We start from the raw sequence: 23362 nt of genomic DNA, 5'->3' as shown, positions 1-23362 counted from the left end.
GCGGCTTGTGGTTTAATTTCGCCCATTCAAGGGGGAGTAGCTCCCCGCCGACGCGGCCCTGGCCGCGCTGGCGGATGGCACGGTCGTCATCACGAAGCGCAGCTGCGCTTCCGGCCTGTCAGGTGTGGCGGGCGCCATGCCGAGCAAGACCCTTGGGCCCCGGATTTTCCGTGTGCGGTCCAAGGCGTCTGTCTGCAAGTGGTGCAGCAAGCTCCCGGGCTGGTGCGGAAGATCCACAACCACCGACCCGCTTTCCAGCGGTTTTGAGGACAGTACACATGGATCTGGAATTCTTCCTGCACACGCCCTTTTGGGTTGCGCTCGGTCAGCTCATCATCATCGACATCCTGCTCGGCGGCGACAATGCCGTCGTGATTGCGCTGGCCTGCCACAAGCTGCCGCCCGCGCAGCGCGCCAAGGGCATCTTCTGGGGCACGGCGGCGGCCATAGGGCTGCGTGTGGTGCTCATCATTTTTGCAATGACGCTGCTCACCCTGCCCTTCGTCAAGCTGGTGGGCGCGGTGCTGCTGATCTGGATTGGCGTCAAGCTGATCGTGCCGCACGAAGACGGGCACGAGAACATCCACAGCAGCGACAAGCTGCTCACCGCCATCAAGACCATCGTCGTCGCCGATGTGGTGATGAGCCTGGACAACGTGATCGCGATCGCCGCTGCGGCCAAGAACGCCGGGCAATCGCATGAGCTGGTGCTGGTCATCCTCGGCCTGCTGATCTCGGTGCCCATCATCGTCGGTGGCTCGCAACTGGTGATGAAGCTGATGGAGCGCTTTCCCATCATCATCGTGCTCGGTGGCATGCTGCTGGGCTGGATCGCCGGCGGCATGTTCGTGACCGACCCGGTCTTCACCCACCCCGAGCAATGGCTCTGGGCGCCCAAGCTGGGCACGCTCAACGCCGATGGCCTGGCCGAGGTGCATGGCGCGCTCTACTACGGCTCCCATCTGGCCGGCGCGCTGCTGGTGCTAGCGACGGGCAAGTGGCTGGTGGCCAGAAGCAAAAAGGAAGGCTGAAGCGATGCGCATTCTCTTCAAGTGGGCCCTGCACGCGGTGGCGCTGCTGTGCGTGGCCTATCTCTACAGCGGCGTGCAGGTGCACAGCTTCGGCGCCGCGCTGGGCGCGGCCTTCGTGATCGGGCTGCTCAACGCCGTGCTGCGGCCCATCCTCGTGATTCTGACGCTGCCCGTGACCATAGTCACCATCGGGCTGTTCCTGTTCGTCATCAACGCGCTGATGTTCTGGGCGGCTTCCGGACTGCTGGGCGACGGCTTTCAGGTGGCGGGCTTCGGCGCGGCGCTGATCGGCTCGCTGATCTACTCGCTGCTCGGCCTATTGATCGAGTCGGCGCTCGCGCGTCTGTTCGTCAAGCAGTGATTTCACGGCGCGCAGCCGGGTGTCGATGATCGAGGCTTCGATGTAGTCCTGCACACCGCCGCCCTTGCGCGCCAGGTCCTGCCCGGCGCGCAAGCGGTCTACCGCGGCGGCGTAGTCGTAGTGCGCCACCTGCACCTCGGCCTCGGCGCGGATGGATCGCAGCATCTGTCCCTGCTGGTGCCAGACCTGCGCTAGCGCCTGCCATGCGGCGCCATCATCCGGATGCAGCGTCACCCGGGTCTGCAGCGGCCCTGCCACGGAAGCCGCAGCGCCCGCAGCCAGCAGTGCCTGCGTGCGCAGCAGCAGCTCGGGGCGCGCCTCCTTGTCGGTCGTCGGCCCGAGCGCCTTGAGCGCCGCCGCCGCATCACCTTCGGCCAGCGCCAGCTCCGCATCCATCAGGCGCGCCTGGCGTGCCGCGGCCGCATCCTGGCGCACATCGACCTGCAAAGGCTCAAAAAGCGCGCGCGCCAGCTTCAGGTCCTTGAGCTGCTGCGCGGCCAGCACGCCCTGGGTGCGCACCCGTACGCGTTCGGCCAGGGGGCGGCTGGCGATGCCCGCGTCCTGGGCGTCCTGCAGCCATTGGCGCCAGAGGTCTATGCCCGGCTGCGCCAGCACGCGCGCGCGCGCCACCATCATGGCGTGCACCAGCGGCGCCGCGGGTGCGGGCGGCTCATCCTTGGGCAGGCGGCTGTGCATGTCAGCGATGCGCTGGGTGGTCAGCGGGTGGCTGCGCAGCCAGGGCCAGCTGCCGTTGTCGTTCAGGCGGTTGGCCGCCTGCAGCTTGTCGAACATCGCGACAAAGCCCTGCGGCGCAAAGCCGGCGGGCTGCATCAGCGAAAAGCCGACGCGGTCGGCCTCGCGCTCCATGTCACGCGAGAAGTTGAGCTGGTTTTGCGCCGCCAGCGCCTGCCCGCCCACCATCAGCGCCTGGCCGGCATCGGGGCTGTGCCCGGCGACGATGGCGCCCAGCAGCAGCGCACCTATCATCAACGGCGTCATGCGCTTGTCCTGCGCGATCAGGCGCGGAATGTGGCGCTGCGTGACGTGGCTGAGCTCGTGCGCCAGTACGGACGCCAGCTGGTCTGGCGTATCCACCACCGCCAGCAGGCCGAGCTGCAGGCCGAAGAAGCCGCCAGGCAGTGCAAAGGCATTGACCGTGCGGTCGCGGATCAGGAGGATCTTCCAGGCGAAGCGCTCATGCATCTCCGGCGTCATTTCTCCGCGCGCCAGCGACGCCTGGATCAGCCGATCGAGAATGCCCTGCGCATACTCCTGGATGGCCGGGTCCTGCATATAGCTGGGGTCGCGGTAGATCTCGGCGACGATGCGCTCGCCGAGCTGACGCTCGCTCGCCAGCGACATCTCGCCGCCATCGCCCATCGCCGGCAGCCCCTGGGCCGCCGAGAGCGCAGGCATGACGCCAATAAAAACTATCAAAAAAAGAGCTTTCAGCGCCCGCCTGCATTGCGCAACCACTGATTTTCCCTGCATATGTTTCAGACCGGGTCCGGTCGCTTGCGACCGCCGTATGATGCCCGCTTCCACCGAAGGTTTCCGCCCGCCATGTCCGATTCCCCGCTCACCCACTTTGACGCCCAGGGCCAGGCCCATATGGTTGACGTTGGCGCAAAAAGCGCTACCCACCGCATCGCCGTTGCCACCGGACGCATCCGCATGCAGGACGCCACTTTCGCGTTGATCGCCTCGGGCAGTGCGAAAAAGGGCGATGTGCTGGGTGTCGCGCGCATTGCCGGCATCATGGCGAGCAAGAAAACCAGTGAGCTGATCCCGCTGTGCCACCCGATTGCGCTCACGCGCGTGGCGGTGGAATTTGAGCTGCTGGAGAGCGAGAGCGCCGTGCAATGCAGCGCCCGGGCCGAAACCGTCGGACCCACGGGCGTGGAGATGGAAGCGCTCACCGCCGTGCAGGTGGCGCTGCTGACCATCTACGACATGTGCAAGGCGGTCGACCGCGGCATGGTGATCGAGGGCGTGCAGCTGCTGGAAAAGCACGGCGGCAAGTCCGGCAGCTTCGTGCAGCCCCGCTGACCCAGCCGTACGGCACGCGCGAAAAGCGTCAAATATCCAGCACCAGCGTCTCGCTCCTGCTGCCGCCAACGCACACCATCATCGACTGATTGGCCGCGCGCTCCTTGGTGCTCAGCACCGAATCGCGGTGATCCGGAATGCCACCCAGCACCTTGGTTTCGCAGGTGCCGCACACGCCCTCGCAGCAGCTGTAGTCCACGTCTATGCCTGCGTCCAGCAGCGTGTCCAGAATCGATTTGTCCGCCGTTACCTGAAGCGATTTGCCGCTGCGCCGCGCCTCGACGGTGAAACTCGCCAGCGCGGCGTCGGATGCCGCCACCGCCACCGCGGCGAAGCGCTCAATGTGGTGGTTGGCGTGGCCGAGGTCATCGCAAGCTTGCTCGAACACGTCGAGCATGGGTGCGGGTCCACAGGCGTAGTAGTGCGTGTTGGCGTCGGGGCTGCGCCGCGCCAGCAGGGCTCGCAGATCGGGCGGACCACCGGCTTCCTTGTCAAAGTGCAGATGCAGTGGCATGCCCAGGGCCTGCAGCTCGGCCAGAAAGGCGGCGCTTTTGCGCTCGCGCGCGAAGTACAGCATCTCGAACGATCGCCCCAGGCTTTTCAGGCGTCGCGCCATGCACAGCAGCGGCGTGATGCCAATGCCGCCCGCTACCAGCACGCTGTGCGCGGCGTCTTCCACCAGCGCGAAGTTGTTGCGCGGCGCGGCAATCGTGATGGGCATGCCGACCTTGAGGCTCTCGTGCACGCAGCGCGAACCGCCGCGACTGGCGCGGTCCAGCAGCACGGCGACCACATAGCGCTGGCGCTCCTCGCTGCTGTTGCACAGCGAGTAGTTGCGCACCAGGCCGTTGGGCAGGTTGAGGTCGATGTGCGAGCCCGGCGTGAACGCAGGGAAGTCACCGCCGCGCTGGGGGCGCAGCTCGACGCTGATGGTTTCCAGCGCCTCGTAGGTCAGGGCGTGGACATAGGCTTGCAAGGTGGTGGTCATGGTGGCATCAGTCTCCGGAAGTCAGTGTTGTGGTAGAGCTGCTTTTGCGAAAACGACAGGCTTGGGCCCGTGCTCCCATATCAGCTAAATTGCGAAAATCCAGCGAGTCGTTGCGGCCCATCGAGGCGTCCGCAACTCACTCGATCATCGCCAAGCCGTTGTTGCAATGACTTTACCTCCAAACGAGGGGCTCCAGTACGCACCGACCACGCGGCGCACCTTGCGCCGGATCGCAATCCACCGTTGCCCACAGGTGAGGCGGGGGCGCAAGACCGACGCTAACCACTTGGTAGAGAGCAAATCAACCCGAGGCGTTCTCATCGATTCCCTCTGGCAAACATCACCTCCAAACCATAACCCGAAATCACTCGGCAGATCGCTTATCACCAAGCACCATAAATGTCAATGGTGTTTCACCCAAGACCCCGCCACCCATAACCTGTATACAGTTTCTGTATGGACGTTGCGTGCACATCTTGGCAAGTCGACGCCGCGCGTCCGAGAGTCGGGGCCTTGGTCGCCACGACAGCAATATCAGCTTGAAGCAGGAGTAAAGATGTTGAAAGACAGAGTTGTGATCATCACAGGATCCGGTGGAAATATTGGCAGAGCATATTGCGACGGGTTTCTGGATCTTGGCGCAAAAATTATTGCTGCCGACATAGGCGACCAAGCAGAATTGCGCTCTCGCCACAAAGGTAATCCGAACATTGCATTCGCAATGGTCGATATCTCGAACCAAAAAGCAACGGATAGCATGGCCGAGCTTGCATTGGAAAAATATGGAAAAATCGACGGCTTGATCAACAACGCAGGATTTTTCAAAGGCGCCACCTTCGGCAGCTTCATGGACATTCCACCAGAGGAGTGGGATCTCTGTTATCGAATCAACGTACGAGGATTATGGCAATGTTGCAAATCCGTCTTTCCTGCAATGAAAAAACAAGGAAACGGTAGCATAGTAAATATTTCCTCAAACACTCCGTACAAAGGCATTCCAAATTTCTTGCACTATACATCCTCGAAAATGGCGATTGTTGGCTTATCCAGATCTCTCGCCCGTGAAGTGGGAAAATACGGAATTACCGTGAATACCTTATGCCCGGATCTGATTCCAGATCAAGATATTATCAACCAACAGGGCGAAGGCCCGAACCAAAGAACCGTATCCGAACGATGCATTGCGCGCACGCAATTGCCGGAAGACATGGTCGGAGCCGCTGCTTTCTTGCTTAGCAAGCATTCTTCTTTCATTACTGGACAAAGCCTACTTGTAAACGGTGGCGCACTGTTCAACTGACATTGAGATATCATTCAGGAGGTCAATCATGTCCGCATCCGAATCCACACATTCGAGTTACTCTCTGCAATCTGAAGATCCAGAGAAAAATCCTACGTATCTAGCGTTGAAAAATTTTTGGCACCCGGTTTGCTATGCTAATGAGCTTCGCGATGAGCCAAAGCAGATTACATTGTTCAACCAGAATATATGCGTTTCGAGAATTGGGGCGGAAGTCGTCGCATTTGAAGACAGATGTTGTCACAAAGGTGCCGCGCTATCACTCGGCACGATAACCGACGCACAGACGATTCAATGTCATTATCACGGCTGGGAATATGATGTTAGTGGCAAAATTGTTAAGATTCCAGCCCGTGAAGAATTTGTGGCATCGATCAAGCGCACGCTTAAAAAGTATCATGCAAAAGAATCGACTGGGTTGATCTGGGTTTGCATAGCAGAGAATCCGAAATATCCGGTGCCAGATTTTCCAGAATTTTCTGATCCAGATTACAAAGTGCTTCAAGGCGAGGCATATGACTGGGCCACAAGTACGCCGCGCAGACTGGAAAATTTCGTTGATTTCGCTCATTTCGCCTTTGTACACCCGGACTCTATTGGCACGCCAGATCATGCACGAGTGGAGGCCGTGAAAATTTGGAGAGAAGGTGGCGTTCTTCGTTTTGATCGAAGCGGGATTCCTGAGCCCAGTACCCCAGCAAAAAAGAAGTTGATGGGGATCGAAGATATGGAATTGATTGAGGCTGTGAACACATACCATGTGACCATGCCGCATACTGTTCATCTGAAGCGGGATTTCCCGCGCGGTGCTAGGTATGTTTTGCTTATGTCGGTTTCCCCCATATCTGCAACTCAAGCACGATCCTTCTGGTTTCAAGCAAGAGATTTTGGTATGGATGAAATTCATGACAAATTTTTCATGGATTATGAAAAACATGTCTTGGCGCAGGACAAGCCAATCATCGAATCACAGCGACCAATTCAAATTTATTTCTCAGGTGAACTCGCAAGACAGGAGCTCCCATTGGCTCACGCTGACGCCGTAACCATCGAATACCGTCGTTGGCTGCATGAATTGACGCGAGAATTTGAAAATGATCACTGACAGCCGCAACGGAACGTCGATATTCATTCCAGGAACAGCTGGAGAGCTACATGTACGTCGCTGGGGCACGCAAGGACCAGCACTCCTTGCATTGCATGGAGTAACTGGATGCACTGCACTTTGGTATGGTGTGGCCAGGAACCTACATATCGATCACCGTGTGATCGCGTTTGACTACCGAGGACACGGCAGAAGTGCGTGGAGTACTGCACACGAATATGACACCGAGTTCTATGTGGCTGATCTGCTTTCTGTGTGCAACTCCTTGAGCGTTGACGAACGGCGCAACCTCACCCTTGTGGGATCATCCTGGGGTGCACTTGCAGCCGTTCGGGCTTTGGCTGCTGGCCTTGAAATGATCAAAGGCCTTGTTATCGTGGACGTTGAACCATCATTCGAAATCGGTGAATTCGACGTCCACCCACGGCCTTATACATTCCAATCGATTGATGACGTTGAGACTTGGGAGCGAAAGGCAAATCCTGATGCACCGCATGAAGATTTGACACTTTTTTCGCAAGAGACGGTCGCCCAAGCCATGGATGGCACATATCACCGCAGGCATGATCCGTTTTTTCTTAAATGTTGGCCCTTCAGGAAGGACGACGTCTGGGCACAGCTTGGTAAGATCAATCAACCAACCATCATACTCAATGGTGATCGGAGTTTTGTACGCGAAAACGTATGCCGCCGAATGTCGGAAAGACTACAGCATTCCAAGTACGTAAAAATAAAAAACAGTGGTCATCTTGTACCTCTCGAGCAACCGGAATCCACATCAGATGAAATAAGACGATTCATCCACGAATCTCAGACTCGCCTGTGAGTTTCGAGATGCTCTATAGATTAAATCCATTCGCCATGCGCAATCCACAAACAACGCGGCGATAGGGCTTATTATATAAATATTCGCAATCGACAACTAATCCGATGGCACTACCCTGACTCACGTTGTTTGAGTGATAATTAGAACGAGATTTATAAGAAAAAACAGACATTGCATATATTAATGCATATTAAATTGATTATCAATAGCGTGCAAATATGAGAGGCATCATCTTATATGCAGATACTCCTTCGTGTTAATAATATTTGAAGCTGATTGGGCCGATCTACCAAAACAATTTTCAAACATTTGTTTTCATAATTACGCCAAGGCAATCATGAATTCGGAATATAAATTATTCACCGGTTTTTCGACGATTCTCGACCCTTTCCGAACTACCCCCGAGGGTAAGGGGGCATTGTTAGTTAAAAACAATATTATTCACGATCTTGGCTCTGTCAAAGAGATGGAAGAGCGTTATCCCAATGTGAATGTAGCACTTGATTGCTCTGGTTGCGCAGTAGCGCCGGGACTGGTCGATGCGCATACGCATTTGTTCCAAACCATAGGGCGAACCCTCGGAGATGGCCTTACCCTTCTTCCGTGGCTGGAGCGTTTCATGTTGCCTCTGGCAGCACAGATGACACGCGCAGACGCCGTCGCAATTGCGAAGTATGCCGCACTTCATAGCATGAAGTGCGGCACCACAGCACTGATCGACAACCATTACGCCCCGACAGATTTCGAAACAATCCAAGCGGTCTGTGATGCTGTCGAAAGTGTCGGGATGCGCGGCGTGATCGCCCGGGGAGTGTTTGGCCAAATGGTGGAAGGCGGACGGGCAATGGGGTGCGACCCACGCTTGTTCTTCAGATCGAAGAGAGACGAAATCGACGAAACAGCAGCCTGCATCAATGCTCGGGCTAAGCATTCTAGAGTTCAGGTTTGGCCGATGCCGGAAAATATCGTCTACGTCGATCCCGAGCTTATCGCCGCATGTCATGACCTGTCGGTCCGTTACGACGTTGGGTGGCAGGCACATTGCAGCGAATCAAAATTTGAAGTTGATATTTTTCAACGTCTCCATGGACTGAGGCCAGTGAATTGGTTGTATAAAAATGGCATGCTTTCTGATCGGACTTCATTAGCACACGGCATATGGCTCGATGATGAAGAAATTGGAAATATTGGGGAGAGCGGTGCATCGATAGTGCACTGCCCTGTGAGCAATCAATATCTCGGCTCCGGAATCGTAAAACTCCAGCCACTTCGTGGCGCTGGAGTTAATATTGCACTCGGCACCGACGGCACAGCCGTCGGCGGAAAAAGCATTTTCGAAGCGATGAAAAATGCACTCTTGATGCAGCGACTTAGAGAGCTAGATCCATCGTGCACAAATTCGCTTCTGGTATTCGAGATGGGAACCATATCGGGCTCGAAAACCTTACGCCAAAATATTGGTAAATTGGAAATTGGCTCACAGGCTGATTTTTTGGTAATTGATTTAAATAAATACCACCATCATCCCACACAAAATATAATTACGGATGTCGTAATGTTTACAGAATCAAATGATATCAGAGATGTAATCATCGATGGCGAGGTAGTCATAAAAAATGGCCGCTCGACCAAGGTTGATGAAACACAAATCATGCAGGATGCAATCAATGCTTCCAAGGCTATGGTTAGGAGGGCAGACCTGCAAGGTCTGTTAATGTAACGGATTTGTTGATTCAAAAAGCGCGAAAGTATTAAACATATTTTAACGAAAAAATAAGATATTATACTCCTAAGAACTCTCTTGTTGCGCACTTGAGATAATTATGAATTAGCACACATAATTTTGTGAAAATATATGAAACATAAACCAATCCTTCTTGGGTGTGCTGGCCGCGGGGTGCAAAATTCAAGCATCCAATCACCAGTTTCTTTGAACGAACTGTCAGTTGATCTTCAGTTTCATATGGTTGTTGAGTCTGGGGTATTTGATTTTTTCGACCGACTACCGCTCACAGAGAGACTAGAAGAATATATTGAAGCAGTCCAAAAATATTCTTTTCCGGTTTTGGGGTCCGCCTGGACATACAAAATTGGTGCCGATCCATTGGGTGTACTACAAGGTCACCTGAAAAATTGTGCCTCCGCCGGTGTGCGATACCACAATATGATGATTCTTGCCCATCACTTAGATGGACATGTAGTCACCGACCAAGAGTTGGTGGATTTATATCTCCGCTCTTATGAGCTTGGACAAAAGTACGGCGTGGGGATCGGGTTCGAAGTTCATATTTTGATGTGGTCGGAAGATTTCCGTCGAGTCTCCCCTGTGGCGCGTCGAATACGTGATCAGGGAGTTCCATTCAACTTCGTAATGGACTACAGCCACTGCATATTTAAGATCGGCAATCCTAAAGAGCAAAAAATTTTTGATATCGATGAGGATGTACGTAACGGTGCATTGGTTCTGGATCCATTCGAAAAAGGGAACTTGGCTGATGAGTGGTTAGGCATGAATATGGTTTGGTGGCAGCAGAACCGCCCGGCGGTACCCAATGGTCCTTGCAACCAGTGGGCATTCAACGACGATGGTACACCGGGGCGCGGTGTTCAATATCCATTTTTGCGGCCGCGGCCGGGTGAGTGGTACGACGAATGGCACGAATACCTCCTCGAGCCGACTAAGGAAGTTGTACGCAAGACCTTGCGCCACCACCTTTCCACCGAAGACAGTCCACTCGAATTGATGACTGTTGATTACATAAATTTGCCTGATTATGGCCTTGGTGTTCAGTACAACACATTTGAGTCAAGTGTGGCAGTCGCGAAATTTATTCGGACAACATACGCACAGATCTGCAATCAACTTGATGCAAAGGAGTACAGAGATATTGAACATCTTGACCGACAATCGCGAATGAAATAGTCATTTTTTCATATTTATTAGTTGAAATTTAATTATTCGGGAGACACGATGAGTACAATAGTTGGCACTCCAAATTCGCGTTCGACCGCTCGCGAACCGGTTGACGAGATTTTGCCACCAGTGCGCCTCTTCGCTTTTGGATTGCAGCATGTGTTAGTGATGTATGCTGGGGCGATTGCCGTTCCCATTTTGATCGGCGGGGCGGCAAAGCTGACTACCGAACAAATTGCACTGTTGATCAGTGCTGACTTGTTTGTATGTGGCCTGGCATCACTGATTCAATCCGCAGGATTGTGGAAATTCGGGATCAGGTTGCCCATGATGATGGGCGTCACCTTTGCCGCCGTTCCGCCGATGATGGTCATGGTGACATCCCCGCATGTCGGCCTTACAGGAATGTTTGGTGCGATCATTGCAGCTGGGCTAGTTGCAATTGCTGCCGCGCCATTGGTCGGAAAGATGGTGCACTTCTTCCCTCCGGTGGTGACAGGCACCGTAATCGCGGTGACTGGAATTAATTTGATCCCAGTGGGTGTGGGCTGGGTTGCGGGGCGCGGCGATACAGCTGGAGATCCGATAAATCTTTTGATCAGCCTTGTGGTGTTGCTCAGCATCATGGTAATAACGAAGCATGCCCGTGGAATGATTCGAAATATTGCTGTATTGCTCGGCATAATAATTGGATTCGTCTTAGCGGTTATTCTCGGAAAAGTAAATTTTGGCGCAGTGAGAAATATGCCATGGTTCGAACTGGTTGAGCCGTTCCATTTTGGGATGCCAACCTTCGATTTAGGCTCGATCATCGCGTTATCGATCATCATGATGGTTGTTATGGTCGAAACAACTGGAATGATGTTGGCCGTCGCCGAAATGGTCGGGAAGAAGATTGGCGAAAAGGATATTACGCGAGGAGTCCGAGTCGATGGGCTCGCTACGGTGATCGGCGGAATATTCAATACATTCCCATATGTGAGTTACTCACAGAATGTAGGCCTCGTTGGCGTCACTGGGATTAAGAGCCGATGGGTTTGTGCGGTTGCTGGCTGCATTATGATGGTGCTTGCGCTTTTCCCCAAACTATCAACGATTTTCGCTCTGATTCCTCAATCCGTACTGGGTGGCGCAGGAATCGTCATGTTCGGCATGGTTGTGGCGGCCGGCATCAAAGTACTTTCGAACGTGAGTTATCAGGATTCAGATGATGCCTCGCGCAACAATTTAATCATTGTTGCTGTGAGCGTGGTTGTCGGCATGATGCCACTGGTGAATAAACAATTGTTCAGTCAGATGCCGGAGTGGATGTCGCCATTCACGCACAGTGGCATCGTTTTAGCGGCAGTCACTTCGTTGCTATTGAATTTGTACCTCAATGGCTTGCCCAAGGCGCAAAGCAAAGAATTGCACGAGACTGCCGCGCGCGCGTGAAATTAATCGTGCTGAATATATATTGGCACGAGTGCGAACAGCTATTTTGACAAGCGCCATATGATAGATTTGGCCTGACCTTTGGGATAAGTAGACCACCGAACGCAACACACTGGTATGGAGCCGCCTTACCTAGTACAAAAGGAGACGAATATGAAATCAGAAACCATGCATAGTCAAGACCCGGTCGATGAAAAATTTGGACTGGGAAAAATGAGTATTCTCGGCTTCCAACATGTGATGGTCATGTATGCGGGAGCCATTACTATTCCGCTGATCGTTGGAGGGGCACTTGGACTTTCGAGAGAAGATATGGCGCTGCTGATCAATGCAGATTTGCTGTGTTGTGGCATCGTTTCTATTATTCAGTGCCTGGGCATTGGGAATTTTATCGGTATAAAATTGCCGATCATGATGGGTGTGGCGTTTGCTGGGGTCGCTCCGATGATCGCCATTGGCCATGACTATGGATTGCAGGGTTTGTATGGTGCTGTAATTGGTGGGGGATTAATTTGTTTTATTGCGATGCCGTGGATTGTTAAATTGTTGGTCCTGTTTCCTCCGATTGTAACCGGGACAACACTATTGAGCCTCGGAGCAGGCTTGCTCGGCATACCAACGATATGGATGGGGGGCGGATTCGGCGCACAGGAGTTCGGTTCGCTGACTTACTTGGGCATCAGCGCTGCGGTAATTTTGAGTATTATTATATTTATGAGATATGGGAGAGGATTTTTCTCTCATATTTCTGTTCTTCTAGGTCTGATTGTGGGTTACGCCATTGCCTTCGGACTGGGGCTAGTCGACTTTTCCGGTGTGGCTGAAGCGCCCTACTTTGGTGTCGTCAAGCCTTTCCATTTTGGCGCACCCACATTTCAGCTTGTTCCTGTTTTAACGATGACAATGATTGTCATCGTTACATTGACCGAATCCATAGGTTTATTTTTTTCCATGGCTGAGATCTTGAATCGCAATCTCACTCGAGATGAATTTTTGCGAGGACTGCGCGCAGATGCGGCCGGAGCGGTAATTGGTGGCGTATTCAATACATTCGCGTATACTTCGTTCGCACAAAATATCGGCTTGGTTGGATTGACCGGCGTGCGAAGCCGCTTTGTCACAGCTATTGCGGGGGTAATTCTTATCGTTCTTGCGTTCATTCCCAAGATCGCAGCAGTGGTAGCGACGATTCCTCAATTCGTACTGGGCGGGGCGACACTAGTAATGTTTGGACTGATCGCTCTCTCTGGGGTGAGCATTCTTAGTCGCGTGCCATGGCTCGAAAAACCTCATAATGCATTTATTGCTGCAGTCGCACTTGGTGTGGGGATGATGCCAGCAATGTCCGATAAAATTTGGTCTCATATGCCGCCAGCAATTGGTCCAATTTTGAATAGTGGTGTTCTTTTGAGTGCTACAGTTGCCATTGTTTTGAACCTTATTTTCAACGGGCTTGAGGTTAAGGACTGGCGGGCTGCGGCAGTCAAAGGAGACTAGCATTGGTTCTTTAGAGACTTGGTGGCCACGCTAGCCTGCCGAGCCAGTCACCAGCCGCATGCTTGGCAGCAGCCGGGCCGCCAGTTCCGGCCTCTCCATCGCGTATTCCAGGTTCATGCGGGCGATTTCAACATGCTCCTCGCCCAGCGCCTGCGCACGCGCCCCCTGCCCGCGCTCAATCGCCTGCAGGGTTGTATGGTGCTGGCGCTGCGCCAATTGCATCCACTGCTGACCCTCCTGCATCGACGATTGCATGGGCAGCATGGCGCTGGGTGAGGCAAACGGTTGGCTGTTGAGAAAATCCAGCGTGCGCCGGATCGCGGTGTTGCCGCCACCCTGAACGATGAGCACGTGAAAACGGTTGTTCATCTCGACATAGGCCGCGTAATCGTCCAGCCCCATGCTGGGGCGGTTGACGATCTGGTCGCCTTCTTCCAGGCAGTCGCGCAGTTTGCGCAGCAGCGGCCGTGGCGCACCTTCCTCGGCCAGCAGGCGGGCGGCGCACCCCTCGATCACGCCGCGCAGGCGGATGGCATCATCGATCTCGCGCGAGGTAAAGCGCCGCATCTGGTAGCCGCCCGCGGGCGAAGGCTCTATCAACCCCTCGTGCTCCAGCGTCATCAGTGCCAGTCGCACCGGCGTACGTGACGCACCCAGCCGTTCCGCCAGCGGGATTTCGGCCAGGCGCTCGCCGGGCTCGAAGTCGCCCTTGAGGATCATGTCGCGCAATTGCACGACAACGCGGGATTGCTGGGAAGTCATGGGCTCTATTGCATGCAATAACCATCGATCACGCCGATGCGGCATCCGATTCTCGCATAACCCAGCCACAGCCGCACGCCCAATTTCTTAGGGAAAATACCCACATCGCAAGAATTGACAAAAAACCGCCAAGCCTGAAAATAGCCGTCATTGCATGCAATGGTATGCAGCATTTTTTGGAACGGAAACCCATGGCCAGCGCTGAACACAACGAATTGATGACCCGCACCAACCCCGGCACCGCTGCCGGCAGCCTGCTGCGCCAGTACTGGCAACCGGTGGCACTGGCCGAGGAACTCGACGGGCCGCGTCCGCTGAAGCCGGTCGAGATCATGGGGCAGCACCTGGTGCTGTTTCGGGATGAACAGGGGCGGCTGGGCCTGCTGGACCGCGACTGCCCGCATCGCGGCGCCGACCTGGCCTATGGCCGCATCGAGGATGGCGGCCTGCGCTGCCTGCTGCATGGCTGGCTGTTTGACGTGAACGGCTGCTGCATGCAAACCCCGGCCGAGCCCGAAGGCAGCAAGCTGTGCTCGCGCATCCACCAGGGCGCCTACCCGGTGGTGGAGAAGAGCGGCATCATCTTTGCCTATCTGGGCCAGGGCGAACCGCCGGCGTTCGCCGATTTCGATTGCTTCGTCGCGCCAGGCAGCCACACCTTCGCGTTCAAGGGCCTGTGGGAATGCAACTGGCTGCAGGCGCTGGAGGTCGGCATGGACCCGGCGCATGCCTCGTTCTTGCATCGATTCTTCGAAGATGAAGACGTGTCGGAGAGCTTTGGCAAACAGTTTCGCGGCGCCTCCCTGGGCACCGACCTGCCGATCGCCAAGGTGCTGCGCGAATACGAGCGCCCGGAGATCAACGTCGATGCCACCGACTACGGCCTGCGCCTGACGACGCTGCGCCAGCTCTCGCCCGAGCAGACCCATGTGCGCATCACCAACGTCGCCTTTCCCAATGCCTTCGTGATCCCGATGGGGCCGGAGATGACCATCACCCAGTGGCATGTGCCGGTGGACGACCACCACAGCTACTGGTACTCGATCTTCACCAGCTTCTCACAGCCCGTGGACAAGGAGCAGATGCGCGAGCAGCGCCTCAAGACCATAGAGTTGCCGCTGTACAACTCGCGCAAGAACAAGCGCAACCACTACGGCTACGACATCGACGAGCAGCGCGATCAAACGTACACCGGCATGGGCATGGACATCAACGTGCACGACCAATGGGCCTGCGAGTCCATGGGCAGCATCCAGGACCGCACACGCGAGCACCTGGGCACCACCGACAAGGCGATCGCCGCCTACCGGCGCATGCTGATTGATGCCATCGACACCGTGCAGACCGGCCAGCCGCTGCCGGCACGGCCCGCCGCCGGCCAGGGCGGCCGCTTGAGCGGTCCGCCGGCGGTCGATGGCGTGACCACGGCCGATGCCGCGATGCAGTTCTGCCACAGCGCCGACCGCGCACGCCGCCAGCAGTGCGACTGGGCAGCGGCCCGGCTGGGCGATTGAGGCGCGCAGCGGTGATGGACGATTTCGTCACGCGCCACGGCTTGTGGAACGACACGCAGCAGGCACAGGCGCAGGATTTCATCGCCCGCCTGGAAGCCGGCGAATGGGATGTGGTGCGCTTTTCCTGGGCCGACCAGCATGGCGTGCTGCGCGGCAAGACCCTGGTGGCCGACGCCGGGCGTTCGGCGCTGCGCCGCGGGGTGAACCTCACCACCACCCTGCTGGCCAAGGACACCTCGCACCGGTCGGTGTTTCCGGTGTTTGCCACCGGCGGCGGGTTCTCGGTGCCGGGGCTGCAAGGCGGGGCGGATTTCGTCATCGTCGCCGACCCCGGCACCTTGCGTACCCTGCCCTGGGCGCAGCGCACTGCCTGGGTGCTGTGCGACGCGTACATGAAAGATGGCCAGCCCTGTCCGTTCGACACCCGGCGCATTCTGCGGCGCGCAGTGGCCGAGCTGGCCACGCAGCAGCTGTCCTTCGTTGCCGGGCTGGAAGTGGAGTTCCATGCCTTCAAGCTGGATGAGGCCGCCATGCAGCTGGGCGATTCCGGCCAGCCCGGCGTGCCGCCCAGGGTATCGCTGCTCACGCATGGCCATCAGTACCTGACGGAGTTGCGCTACGACAGCGTCGAAGCGCTGATGGAATTGCTGCGCCGCGAGTTGCTGGCGCTGGGGCTGCCGCTGCAATCGCTGGAAATCGAGTTCGGCCCGAGCCAGTTCGAGCTGGTGTTCGGCCCGACCGCGGGGCTTGCGCCGGCCGACACCATGGTGCTGCTGCGCAGCGCGATCAAGCAGATCTGCCGCCGCCACGGCTACCACGCCACCTTCATGTGCCGACCGCGCATCCCCAACGTCATGTCCAGTGGCTGGCATTTGCACCAGTCACTGTGCCGGATGGCGGACGGTGCCAATGCCTTCATACCGACACAGGAAGGGGGAGCTCCCCTGAGCCCGATGGGCATGCACTACCTTGCCGGCCTGCAGGCGCATGCCTGCGGCTCGGCCGCGCTGGCCAGCCCGACGCTCAACGGCTACCGCCGCTACCGCCCGCTGTCGCTGGCACCGGACCGCGCCATCTGGGCCGAGGACAACCGCGGCGCCATGCTGCGCGTGCTCGGTGCGCCGGGCGACGCAGCCTCACGCATTGAAAACCGCATCGGCGAACCGACGGCCAACCCCTATCTGTACCTGGCATCCCAGCTGTTTGCCGGCCTGCACGGCATAGCCGGGCAGATGGACCCGGGTCCTTCGGCGGATGCGCCCTACGAAACCCCGGCGCCGCGCCTGCCGCGCACGCTGGAGCAGGCCTTGGCTGCGCTGCGTCAGGATACCTGGCTGTGCGAAAAGCTCGGCCAGGGCTTTGTCGACTACTACTGCCACATCAAGGAAGCCGAGATTGCGCGCTTCAACCTCGAAGTGTCGGAGTGGGAGCAACGCGAATATTTCGACATGTTCTGATGCCCTGCCTCCACCCGGGCCCAGCGACCCGACTCCGCATGAAAGCGTTCCGCCCATGATTCCCGCCCGAATCCACACCGAATCCGTACGCCAGCGCATCGGCGAATACGCCGACCCGCTGCACAGCGCCGAAGAACGCGGGCGCATCTACGAAGAATTGCTGGGCTTCGTGCCGCCGCGCATCGAGGCGCGCCTGGCCGTCACCGGCGGGCATGTACCCCAAGAGCTTCGACGTGAAAACGGCGCAGCTCATGCTGTTCGGCATGCTGCTGATGGATGGCAGCGACGCCGCCATCCTGCACGCCATCGCAGCGCGGCGCGCCGGAGCGAGCTGGCACGAATTGCAGGACACGATCAATTTGTGTTTTCTGTTTCGCGGCCTGTCGGCGGCCAACCGCGGCGCGGAAATCCTGGCCCATATCGCGCACCGCGAACAAACGGCGGCAGACAAGTCTGCGGGCAGCGGCCCGGACAGCGCTGCGTGATGCGCAAGCCCGGCGCATCATTTTTTGAAAGACCTCCCATGCCCAAAATTCTTGTGCACAGCAGCCAGGCACCGGTCACCGGTTTTACCGACCACAGCAAGCCCTCCCCGCTGGCGCAGGCGATCCGCGCCGGCGACATGCTCTACGTGTCGGGGCAAGGGCCGCTCGATCCGGCGACGCGCGAGGTGATTGAGGGCGGCATCGCCGAGCAGACGCGCCAGACCTTGAGCAACCTCCGGGCCATCCTCGAAGCCGGTGGCGCCAGCCTGGCACAGGTGGTCAACATGCGGGTCTGTTTGCGCGATACCGCCGATTTCCCGGCTTTCAACGAAGCGTTCCGGGACTTCATGGACGGCGAAAAAGTCACCCGCACCTGCACCGGCGGCACGCCGCACCGCAAGGGCGTGCGGGTGGAAATCGATTGCGTGGCCTATCTGGGCTGAAGGAGCCGCACCATGTACCAAATGCCGATCGTGCGCATGCAAGAACGCATGCAGATGCTGGAAAAAACCGGCGCCTACGTCAGCGTGCTGTGGCAACAGCCCGAATCACTGGTGTTCGTGGCACGCGGCAGACCCTACCGCAGCGAGTTCCACATCAACCCGAGCGACGAGATGATGATCATGCTCAAGGGCGAGATGCGGTTGCATTACCGCACGCCCGAGGGCAAGGAAGAGGTAGCGGTGATTCCCGAAGGGGCGGCCATCCACACCCCGGCGGGCATCCCGCATTCACCGCGTTTTGCGCCTGATGCTTATGCGCTGATTCAAGAGCGTGCCCGCCGCCCCGGCGAGGACGACCAGTTTCAGTGGTACTGCCCGCGGTGCGACCATCTGCTGCACACCGAGGTCTTCAATGTGTCGGACTACGGCAAAGACCCGGTCAGCCAGGCCTATCGCAACTTTTTTGATAGTGAAGAGCACCGTACCTGCAAGGGTTGCGGCCATGTCATGCCCAATGCATTGGCGCAGGGGCAATGAGCGCAGCCAGGCACCCGGACATCCCCTTTCCCAACCTGCACATTCCAACAAGGAGACACCATGCAGCATTTCACGAGACGCGCCGCCACTGCCCTGCTGATTGCCGGGGCAGCGAGCCTGGCCAGCGCGCAGACCAAGGACCTGACGATAGGCGTGATCCTGCCGATGTCGGGCTCGTTCGCCGCACACGGCAAGCAGATCAAGCATGGCATCGATCTGTACATGGCGTCGCACGGCGACACGGTCGCCGGACGCAAGATCAAGCTGATCGTCAAGGACGATACCGGCATCGCGCCGCCGGTGGCCAAGCGCCACGCGCAGGAACTGCTGGTCAATGACAAGGTCGACATCCTCGCCGGCTTTTCGCTGACGCCCAATGCCTTTGCCGCCGCGCCGGTGGCGACGCAGGGCAACGTGCCCATGGTGGTGCTGAACGCGGCCACCTCATCGATCACCGAAAAATCGCCCAACATCGTCCGCGTGTCGATGACGCTGCCGCAAAACGCCATGCCGATGGCGCGCTGGGCCTGGGACAACGGCATCAAGTCGGCCTACACCATGGTGACGGACTACGGCCCGGGGCACGACGCCGAGAAGCAGTTCCAGAAGACCTTCCAGGAACTGGGCGGCAAGATCGTCGGCAGCGTGCGCACCCCCGTCAACACGCCCGACTACTCGCCGTTCCTGCAGCGCGTGCTCGACGCCAAGCCGGATGCGGCCTTCTTCTTCGTTCCCAACGGCGAGGACAACGTGGCACTGGCCAAGGGCATCAAGGAGCGCGGACTGGAGCAGGCCGGCGTCAAGGCGATTGCCACCGGCGACGTGACCGACGAAGAGGAACTGGCCGCGATGGGCGATGCCGCCCTGGGCATGATCACCTCCTACCACTATTCACAGGCCCACGACTCGCCCGAGAACAAGGCCTTCGTCGCCGCCTACACCAAGGCCTATCCCAAGGACAGGCCCAACTTCATGGCGGTGGCGGGTTACGACGGCGTGCAGATGATTTACCAGGCGCTGGAGAAGACCAAGGGCGATGCCTCGGCCCCCGCCTTCATGGCAGCGGTCAAGGGCATGAAGTGGATGAGCCCGCGCGGCCCGGTGCAGATCGATCCCGAGACGCGCGACATCGTCCAGAACGTCTACATCCGCAAGGTCGAGAAGGTTGGCGGTGTGCTGCAGAACGTCGAATTCGCGCGCTATGAGGCGGTGAAGGACCCGGGCAAATCCGCCAAATGAGTGGGGAGGGCCTTGCCACGATGAAGCCGATCGCGGTTTTCCAGCACACCGTCGTCGGCGCGCCCGGCGCCGTGGTGCCCATACTGCAGGCGCTGGGCCGCCCGGTGCAGCTGGTGCGCATCGTGGCGGGCGAGGCCGTGCCCACCGATCCCGGCGCCTTCGGCGCGCTGGTGTTCATGGGCGGTTACATGAGCGTGCACGACGACTACCCGTGGATCCCCCAGGAGCTGGCGCTCATTCGCGCGGCCGATGCGCAGGGCATTCCCGTCGCCGGTCATTGCCTGGGCAGCCAGCTGGTGGCGCTGGCGCTGGGCGGCAGCGTGGCAAGCCATGTTCGGCCGGAGATCGGCTGGCAAGCACTGCAGACCGCGGATAGCGCGGTGGCGCGCGACTGGTGGGGCGCCTGGGCCGGGCAGACGCTGGAGACCTTCCAGTGGCATGGCGATACCTTCACGCCGCCCCCCGGGGCGTTGCAGATTGCCCGCAGCAGCCACTGCGAGCACCAGGCTTTCGTCCTGCACGAACGCCACCTGCTGCTGCAATCGCACCTGGAAATGACACCCGAGCTGGTGGAACTCTCGCTGCAACACAACGGCCAGCAGCTGGAGCGTCAGTTCGCACTGGGCAACCCGGCGGTCTGCGACCCGGCCGACGCCCGGCGCGATCTGCCCGAGCGGACGGCGCGCATGCACACCCTGCTGACGCAGCTGTATTCCCGATGGCTGCGGGGCATTCCCACGTGATTCAGCGCGGCAGCGCACGCTCGAGAATGGCCGGCACGTCCAGGCCGCGCACGTCGATCGCGCCGGCGACCCGCCCGCCCTGGCCCGCAGCTCCCAGCCGAGTCGCAATGAAGGCATCGGCCACGCACGCCGGCGCATGCTGGCGCAGCAGGCAGCCTTGAGCCAGCAGCACCATCTGCTGCACGAAGATGCGGCCCAGCGCTTCCAGTGCTTCGGGCGCCGTGGTCACCATCGCGGTGAGCGATTGCAGCAATGCCTTGAGCAGCGGCTCGCGCAGCGCGACGGGCGCGAGCTCGGCCAGCAGCGCCTGCGCCGCCTCGGGTTCGCGCGCCAGCGCGCGCAGCACGTCCAGACACATCACGTTGCCCGAGCCTTCCCAGATCGAGTTGACCGGCGCCTCCAGGAACAAGCGCCCGACGATGCCGTCCAGGATGTAGCCGTTGCCGCCCAGCACCTCCATGGTCTCGCCGGTCAGCTCCACGGCGCGCTTGCAGACCCAGAACTTGGCAGCGGGCGTCATCATGCGTTTCCAGGCGCGCTCGGCGGGGGTGTCGTCGCGCTCGTAGGCGCGGGCCAGGCGCATCAGCAGCACCAGCGCGGCTTCGCTCTCCAGCGCCATGTCGGCCAGCACCGCGCGCATCAGCGGCTGCTCGGCCAATGCCTTGCCGAAGGCGTGGCGTTCTCGCGCATAGGCGATGGCCTGCACCAGCGCCTGGCGCAGGATGGCACTGCTGCCCACCACGCAGTTCAGCCGCGTGAAGGTCGCCATCTCGATGATGGTGCGTATGCCGTGGCCTTCCTCACCCATGAGCACGCCCCAGGCATCATGGAATTCCACCTCGCTGCTGGAATTGCTGCGGTTGCCGACCTTGTCTTTCAGGCGCTGGATGTTGACCGCGTTCTTGCTGCCGTCGGGGCGCCAGCGCGGCACGTAAAAGCAGGCAAACGGCCCGCCCTCGCCGACGCGCGCGACCACCAGGTGCGCGTCGCACATCGGCGCCGAGAAGAACCACTTGTGGCCGCGCAGCAGGTATTCCTGGCCGCGCCCGCCACCGGCGACGGGCGTGGCCACGGTGGTGTTGGCGCGCACGTCCGAGCCGCCCTGCTTCTCGGTCATGCCCATGCCGATCCAGATGCTGTCTTTCTGCGCCACTGGCAGGTCGCGCGGATCGTAGGCGTCGCTGTAGAGCTTGCTGCCCAGCAGGGCCCACAGCGGGGGTTCACGCTGCAGCAGCGGGATGCAGGCCTGCGTCATCGTCGCCGGGCACAAGGTGCCCTGCTCGATCTGGCCATGCAGATAGAAACCAGTCGCCCACGCAGTCCAGCGGCCCGCCTTGCGCTCCTTGAATGGGAGCGAAATCAACCCCTCGCCGCGGTACATCGCCATCAGCTGGTGCCATGCGGGGTGGAACTCCACCTGGTCGATGCGCCGCCCGCGCATGTCAAAACCGTGCAGCTCGGGCGTATGGCGGTTGGCCATCGCGGCGAGTTCATAGGTCTCTGACTGGCCCATGAGCCGTGCGTAGTGCGAGAGTTGCGGCACGGCCCATTCGGCGCCATCGCGGCGGATCGCCTCCGACAGCGCCGGGTCGGTCGCCAGCAAGTCATAGTCACGCAGTTCGCTGACCTGATTGAATACGTCGTGGGTAGTCCAGTTCATGGGGAAGCTCCAATGGAACGCGCCTGAAAACGCCGCGCTAGCGCCGCGCAAGTCATCAGCTGCAACTGGTGGTAAATCATCAGCGGGAGCAGCAAGGCCCCCATGCTGCCACCAGTGAACAGCACCTGTGCAATAGGCACACCGGTGGCCAGGCTTTTCTGCGAGCCGCCAAACAGGGCGGTGATGCGGTCTTCCATGGCAAAACCCAGCCGCCCCGTGGCCCAGTGGCAGCCCGCCAGCGCCAGCGCCAGCACGGCAAGACAGCACAGCACCAGCAGCAGCAGACGGCTCACGGGCAACTGCTGCCAGATGCCGTCGACCACTGCCTTGCTGAACGCGGTGTAGATGACGAGGTAGATGGAGGACTGGTCCACCTGCCTGAGCACCGCCTTGTGGCGCGCCACCCAGGCGCCTATCCAGCGGCGCGCCACCTGACCGAGCGCAAACGGCAGCAACAACTGCACCACAACGCGTACCAGCGCCTGGCCAAAATCAATGCCCTCGACCGCCGAGCCCAGCAACAGCAGCACCAGCGCGGGCGTGAGAAAGACCCCCAGCAGGCTGGAAACGGCCGCCGCGCAGACCGCGGCCGACACATTGCCCTGCGCCATCGAAGTGAGCGCAATCGCCGACTGCACCGTCGACGGCAGCACGCAAAAATAGAGCACGCCGCGCGCCAGCTCCGGCCCCAGCAGCGGCACCAGCATCGGTTGCGCGGCCCAGCCCAGCAGCGGAAACGCGATGAAGGTGACGCCCAGCACGAAGCCATGCAGCCGCCAGTGCGACAGCCCCTGCACCACGGCCGCAAACGAGAGCTTGGCGCCATGCAGAAAGAACAGCAGCGCGATCGCCGCATTGGTCAGCCAGGCCGCCCCATGGGCCGCCGCCCCGTGTACCGGCGCCACGCTGGCGAGCACGATCAGCGCCACCAGCGTCAGCACGAAGTTGTCGGGGAGCCAGGAAGGGCGTTGCATGCAAGTCAAAGATGAACGAAGCAAGGCGTGCCAGCGGCGGCCG

23 protein-coding genes are annotated in these 23362 nt (G+C 58.9%); 17 read left to right on the top strand and 6 right to left on the bottom strand.

Going from position 1 to position 23362, the window contains the following annotated elements; translation table 11 throughout:
• Window positions 1-278 precede the first annotated feature (278 nt).
• Window positions 279-1031, top strand: coding sequence for a TerC family protein (locus tag ABS45_RS10445; protein WP_291555475.1), 753 nt, complete (start codon window positions 279-281; stop codon window positions 1029-1031).
• Window positions 1032-1035: 4 nt separating this feature from the next.
• Window positions 1036-1392, top strand: coding sequence for a phage holin family protein (locus ABS45_RS10440; RefSeq protein ID WP_291555474.1), 357 nt, complete (start codon window positions 1036-1038; stop codon window positions 1390-1392).
• Here ABS45_RS10440 and ABS45_RS10435 read toward each other — a convergent pair.
• Window positions 1348-2808 carry a M48 family metalloprotease gene (locus tag ABS45_RS10435; protein WP_291555473.1) on the bottom strand — a complete coding sequence of 487 codons (1461 nt, stop codon included), beginning with the start codon at window positions 2806-2808 and terminating at the stop codon, window positions 1348-1350. The two genes, ABS45_RS10440 and ABS45_RS10435, sit on opposite strands and share 45 nt — an antisense overlap.
• A gap of 147 nt (window positions 2809-2955) precedes the next feature.
• Between ABS45_RS10435 and moaC the strand changes: the two genes are divergently transcribed.
• On the top strand, window positions 2956-3441 hold the full coding sequence (moaC, locus tag ABS45_RS10430; protein WP_291555472.1) for a cyclic pyranopterin monophosphate synthase MoaC: 486 nt from the start codon (window positions 2956-2958) through the stop codon (window positions 3439-3441).
• A gap of 28 nt (window positions 3442-3469) precedes the next feature.
• Here moaC and ABS45_RS10425 read toward each other — a convergent pair whose 3' ends face one another.
• A complete protein-coding gene (locus tag ABS45_RS10425) occupies window positions 3470-4429 on the bottom strand; it encodes a PDR/VanB family oxidoreductase (RefSeq protein ID WP_291555471.1) in 960 nt (319 codons plus the stop codon).
• 556 nt (window positions 4430-4985) lie between these two features.
• Between ABS45_RS10425 and ABS45_RS10420 the strand changes: the two genes are divergently transcribed.
• From ABS45_RS10420 to ABS45_RS10390, 7 genes are all read left to right on the top strand, one after another.
• Complete coding sequence (locus ABS45_RS10420) at window positions 4986-5729, top strand: SDR family oxidoreductase (protein WP_291555470.1); 744 nt, start codon at window positions 4986-4988, stop codon at window positions 5727-5729.
• Window positions 5730-5757: 28 nt separating this feature from the next.
• Window positions 5758-6834, top strand: a complete 1077-nt coding sequence (locus ABS45_RS10415) for an aromatic ring-hydroxylating dioxygenase subunit alpha (RefSeq protein WP_291555469.1) — start codon at window positions 5758-5760, stop codon at window positions 6832-6834.
• Complete coding sequence (locus ABS45_RS10410; protein WP_291555468.1) at window positions 6824-7660, top strand: alpha/beta hydrolase; 837 nt, start codon at window positions 6824-6826, stop codon at window positions 7658-7660. The genes ABS45_RS10415 and ABS45_RS10410 overlap by 11 nt, the downstream gene beginning before the upstream one ends.
• Window positions 7661-7997: 337 nt before the next feature.
• Complete coding sequence (locus ABS45_RS10405; protein WP_291555467.1) at window positions 7998-9380, top strand: amidohydrolase family protein; 1383 nt, start codon at window positions 7998-8000, stop codon at window positions 9378-9380.
• A 135-nt stretch (window positions 9381-9515) separates the two neighbouring features.
• Entirely contained in the window at window positions 9516-10583 is a 1068-nt protein-coding gene (locus ABS45_RS10400) for a xylose isomerase (RefSeq protein WP_291555466.1), read from the top strand.
• Between the two features lie 48 nt (window positions 10584-10631).
• Window positions 10632-12008, top strand: a complete 1377-nt coding sequence (locus ABS45_RS10395) for a nucleobase:cation symporter-2 family protein (RefSeq protein ID WP_291555465.1) — start codon at window positions 10632-10634, stop codon at window positions 12006-12008.
• A gap of 153 nt (window positions 12009-12161) precedes the next feature.
• Window positions 12162-13505, top strand: a complete 1344-nt coding sequence (locus ABS45_RS10390; RefSeq protein WP_291555464.1) for a nucleobase:cation symporter-2 family protein — start codon at window positions 12162-12164, stop codon at window positions 13503-13505.
• Window positions 13506-13535: 30 nt separating this feature from the next.
• Here the strand turns inward: ABS45_RS10390 and ABS45_RS10385 are convergent, their stop codons facing one another.
• A complete protein-coding gene (locus ABS45_RS10385; protein WP_291555463.1) occupies window positions 13536-14267 on the bottom strand; it encodes a GntR family transcriptional regulator in 732 nt (243 codons plus the stop codon).
• A gap of 5 nt (window positions 14268-14272) precedes the next feature.
• Window positions 14273-14440 (bottom strand): hypothetical protein, encoded by a 168-nt coding sequence (locus ABS45_RS10380; RefSeq protein WP_291555462.1) that lies wholly within the window; start codon window positions 14438-14440, stop codon window positions 14273-14275.
• An 18-nt stretch (window positions 14441-14458) separates the two neighbouring features.
• Here ABS45_RS10380 and ABS45_RS10375 point away from each other — a divergent pair, with 18 nt between their 5' ends.
• From ABS45_RS10375 to ABS45_RS10345, 7 genes are all read left to right on the top strand, one after another.
• Window positions 14459-15781: an aromatic ring-hydroxylating dioxygenase subunit alpha gene (locus ABS45_RS10375; protein ID WP_291555461.1), complete on the top strand. Its 1323-nt coding sequence runs from the start codon at window positions 14459-14461 to the stop codon at window positions 15779-15781.
• Window positions 15782-15795: 14 nt separating this feature from the next.
• Window positions 15796-17238, top strand: coding sequence for a glutamine synthetase family protein (locus ABS45_RS10370; protein ID WP_291555460.1), 1443 nt, complete (start codon window positions 15796-15798; stop codon window positions 17236-17238).
• A gap of 212 nt (window positions 17239-17450) precedes the next feature.
• The gene (locus ABS45_RS10365) at window positions 17451-17723 is read left to right on the top strand and encodes a hypothetical protein (protein WP_291555459.1); all 273 of its coding nucleotides are present in this window, start codon (window positions 17451-17453) and stop codon (window positions 17721-17723) included.
• A 38-nt stretch (window positions 17724-17761) separates the two neighbouring features.
• On the top strand, window positions 17762-18166 hold the full coding sequence (locus tag ABS45_RS10360) for a Rid family hydrolase (RefSeq protein ID WP_291555457.1): 405 nt from the start codon (window positions 17762-17764) through the stop codon (window positions 18164-18166).
• A gap of 12 nt (window positions 18167-18178) precedes the next feature.
• The gene (locus ABS45_RS10355) at window positions 18179-18703 is read left to right on the top strand and encodes a 3-hydroxybutyryl-CoA dehydratase (RefSeq protein ID WP_291555455.1); all 525 of its coding nucleotides are present in this window, start codon (window positions 18179-18181) and stop codon (window positions 18701-18703) included.
• Window positions 18704-18763: 60 nt separating this feature from the next.
• The gene (locus tag ABS45_RS10350; RefSeq protein ID WP_291555454.1) at window positions 18764-19942 is read left to right on the top strand and encodes an ABC transporter substrate-binding protein; all 1179 of its coding nucleotides are present in this window, start codon (window positions 18764-18766) and stop codon (window positions 19940-19942) included.
• 20 nt (window positions 19943-19962) lie between these two features.
• The gene (locus ABS45_RS10345; RefSeq protein ID WP_291555452.1) at window positions 19963-20685 is read left to right on the top strand and encodes a type 1 glutamine amidotransferase; all 723 of its coding nucleotides are present in this window, start codon (window positions 19963-19965) and stop codon (window positions 20683-20685) included.
• Window position 20686: 1 nt separating this feature from the next.
• Here ABS45_RS10345 and ABS45_RS10340 read toward each other — a convergent pair whose 3' ends face one another.
• Together ABS45_RS10340 and ABS45_RS10335 are read right to left on the bottom strand one after the other, a co-directional pair.
• Entirely contained in the window at window positions 20687-22345 is a 1659-nt protein-coding gene (locus tag ABS45_RS10340; protein ID WP_291555450.1) for an isovaleryl-CoA dehydrogenase, read from the bottom strand.
• Complete coding sequence (locus ABS45_RS10335) at window positions 22342-23319, bottom strand: bile acid:sodium symporter family protein (RefSeq protein ID WP_291555449.1); 978 nt, start codon at window positions 23317-23319, stop codon at window positions 22342-22344. The genes ABS45_RS10340 and ABS45_RS10335 overlap by 4 nt, the downstream gene beginning before the upstream one ends.
• Between the last annotated feature and the right edge of the window lie 43 nt (window positions 23320-23362).

This window comes from Comamonas sp. SCN 65-56, from assembly GCF_001724135.1.
Taxonomy (GTDB): Bacteria; Pseudomonadota; Gammaproteobacteria; order Burkholderiales; family Burkholderiaceae_C; genus Comamonas_C.
This window is presented reverse-complemented; position numbering and strand designations above follow the sequence as displayed.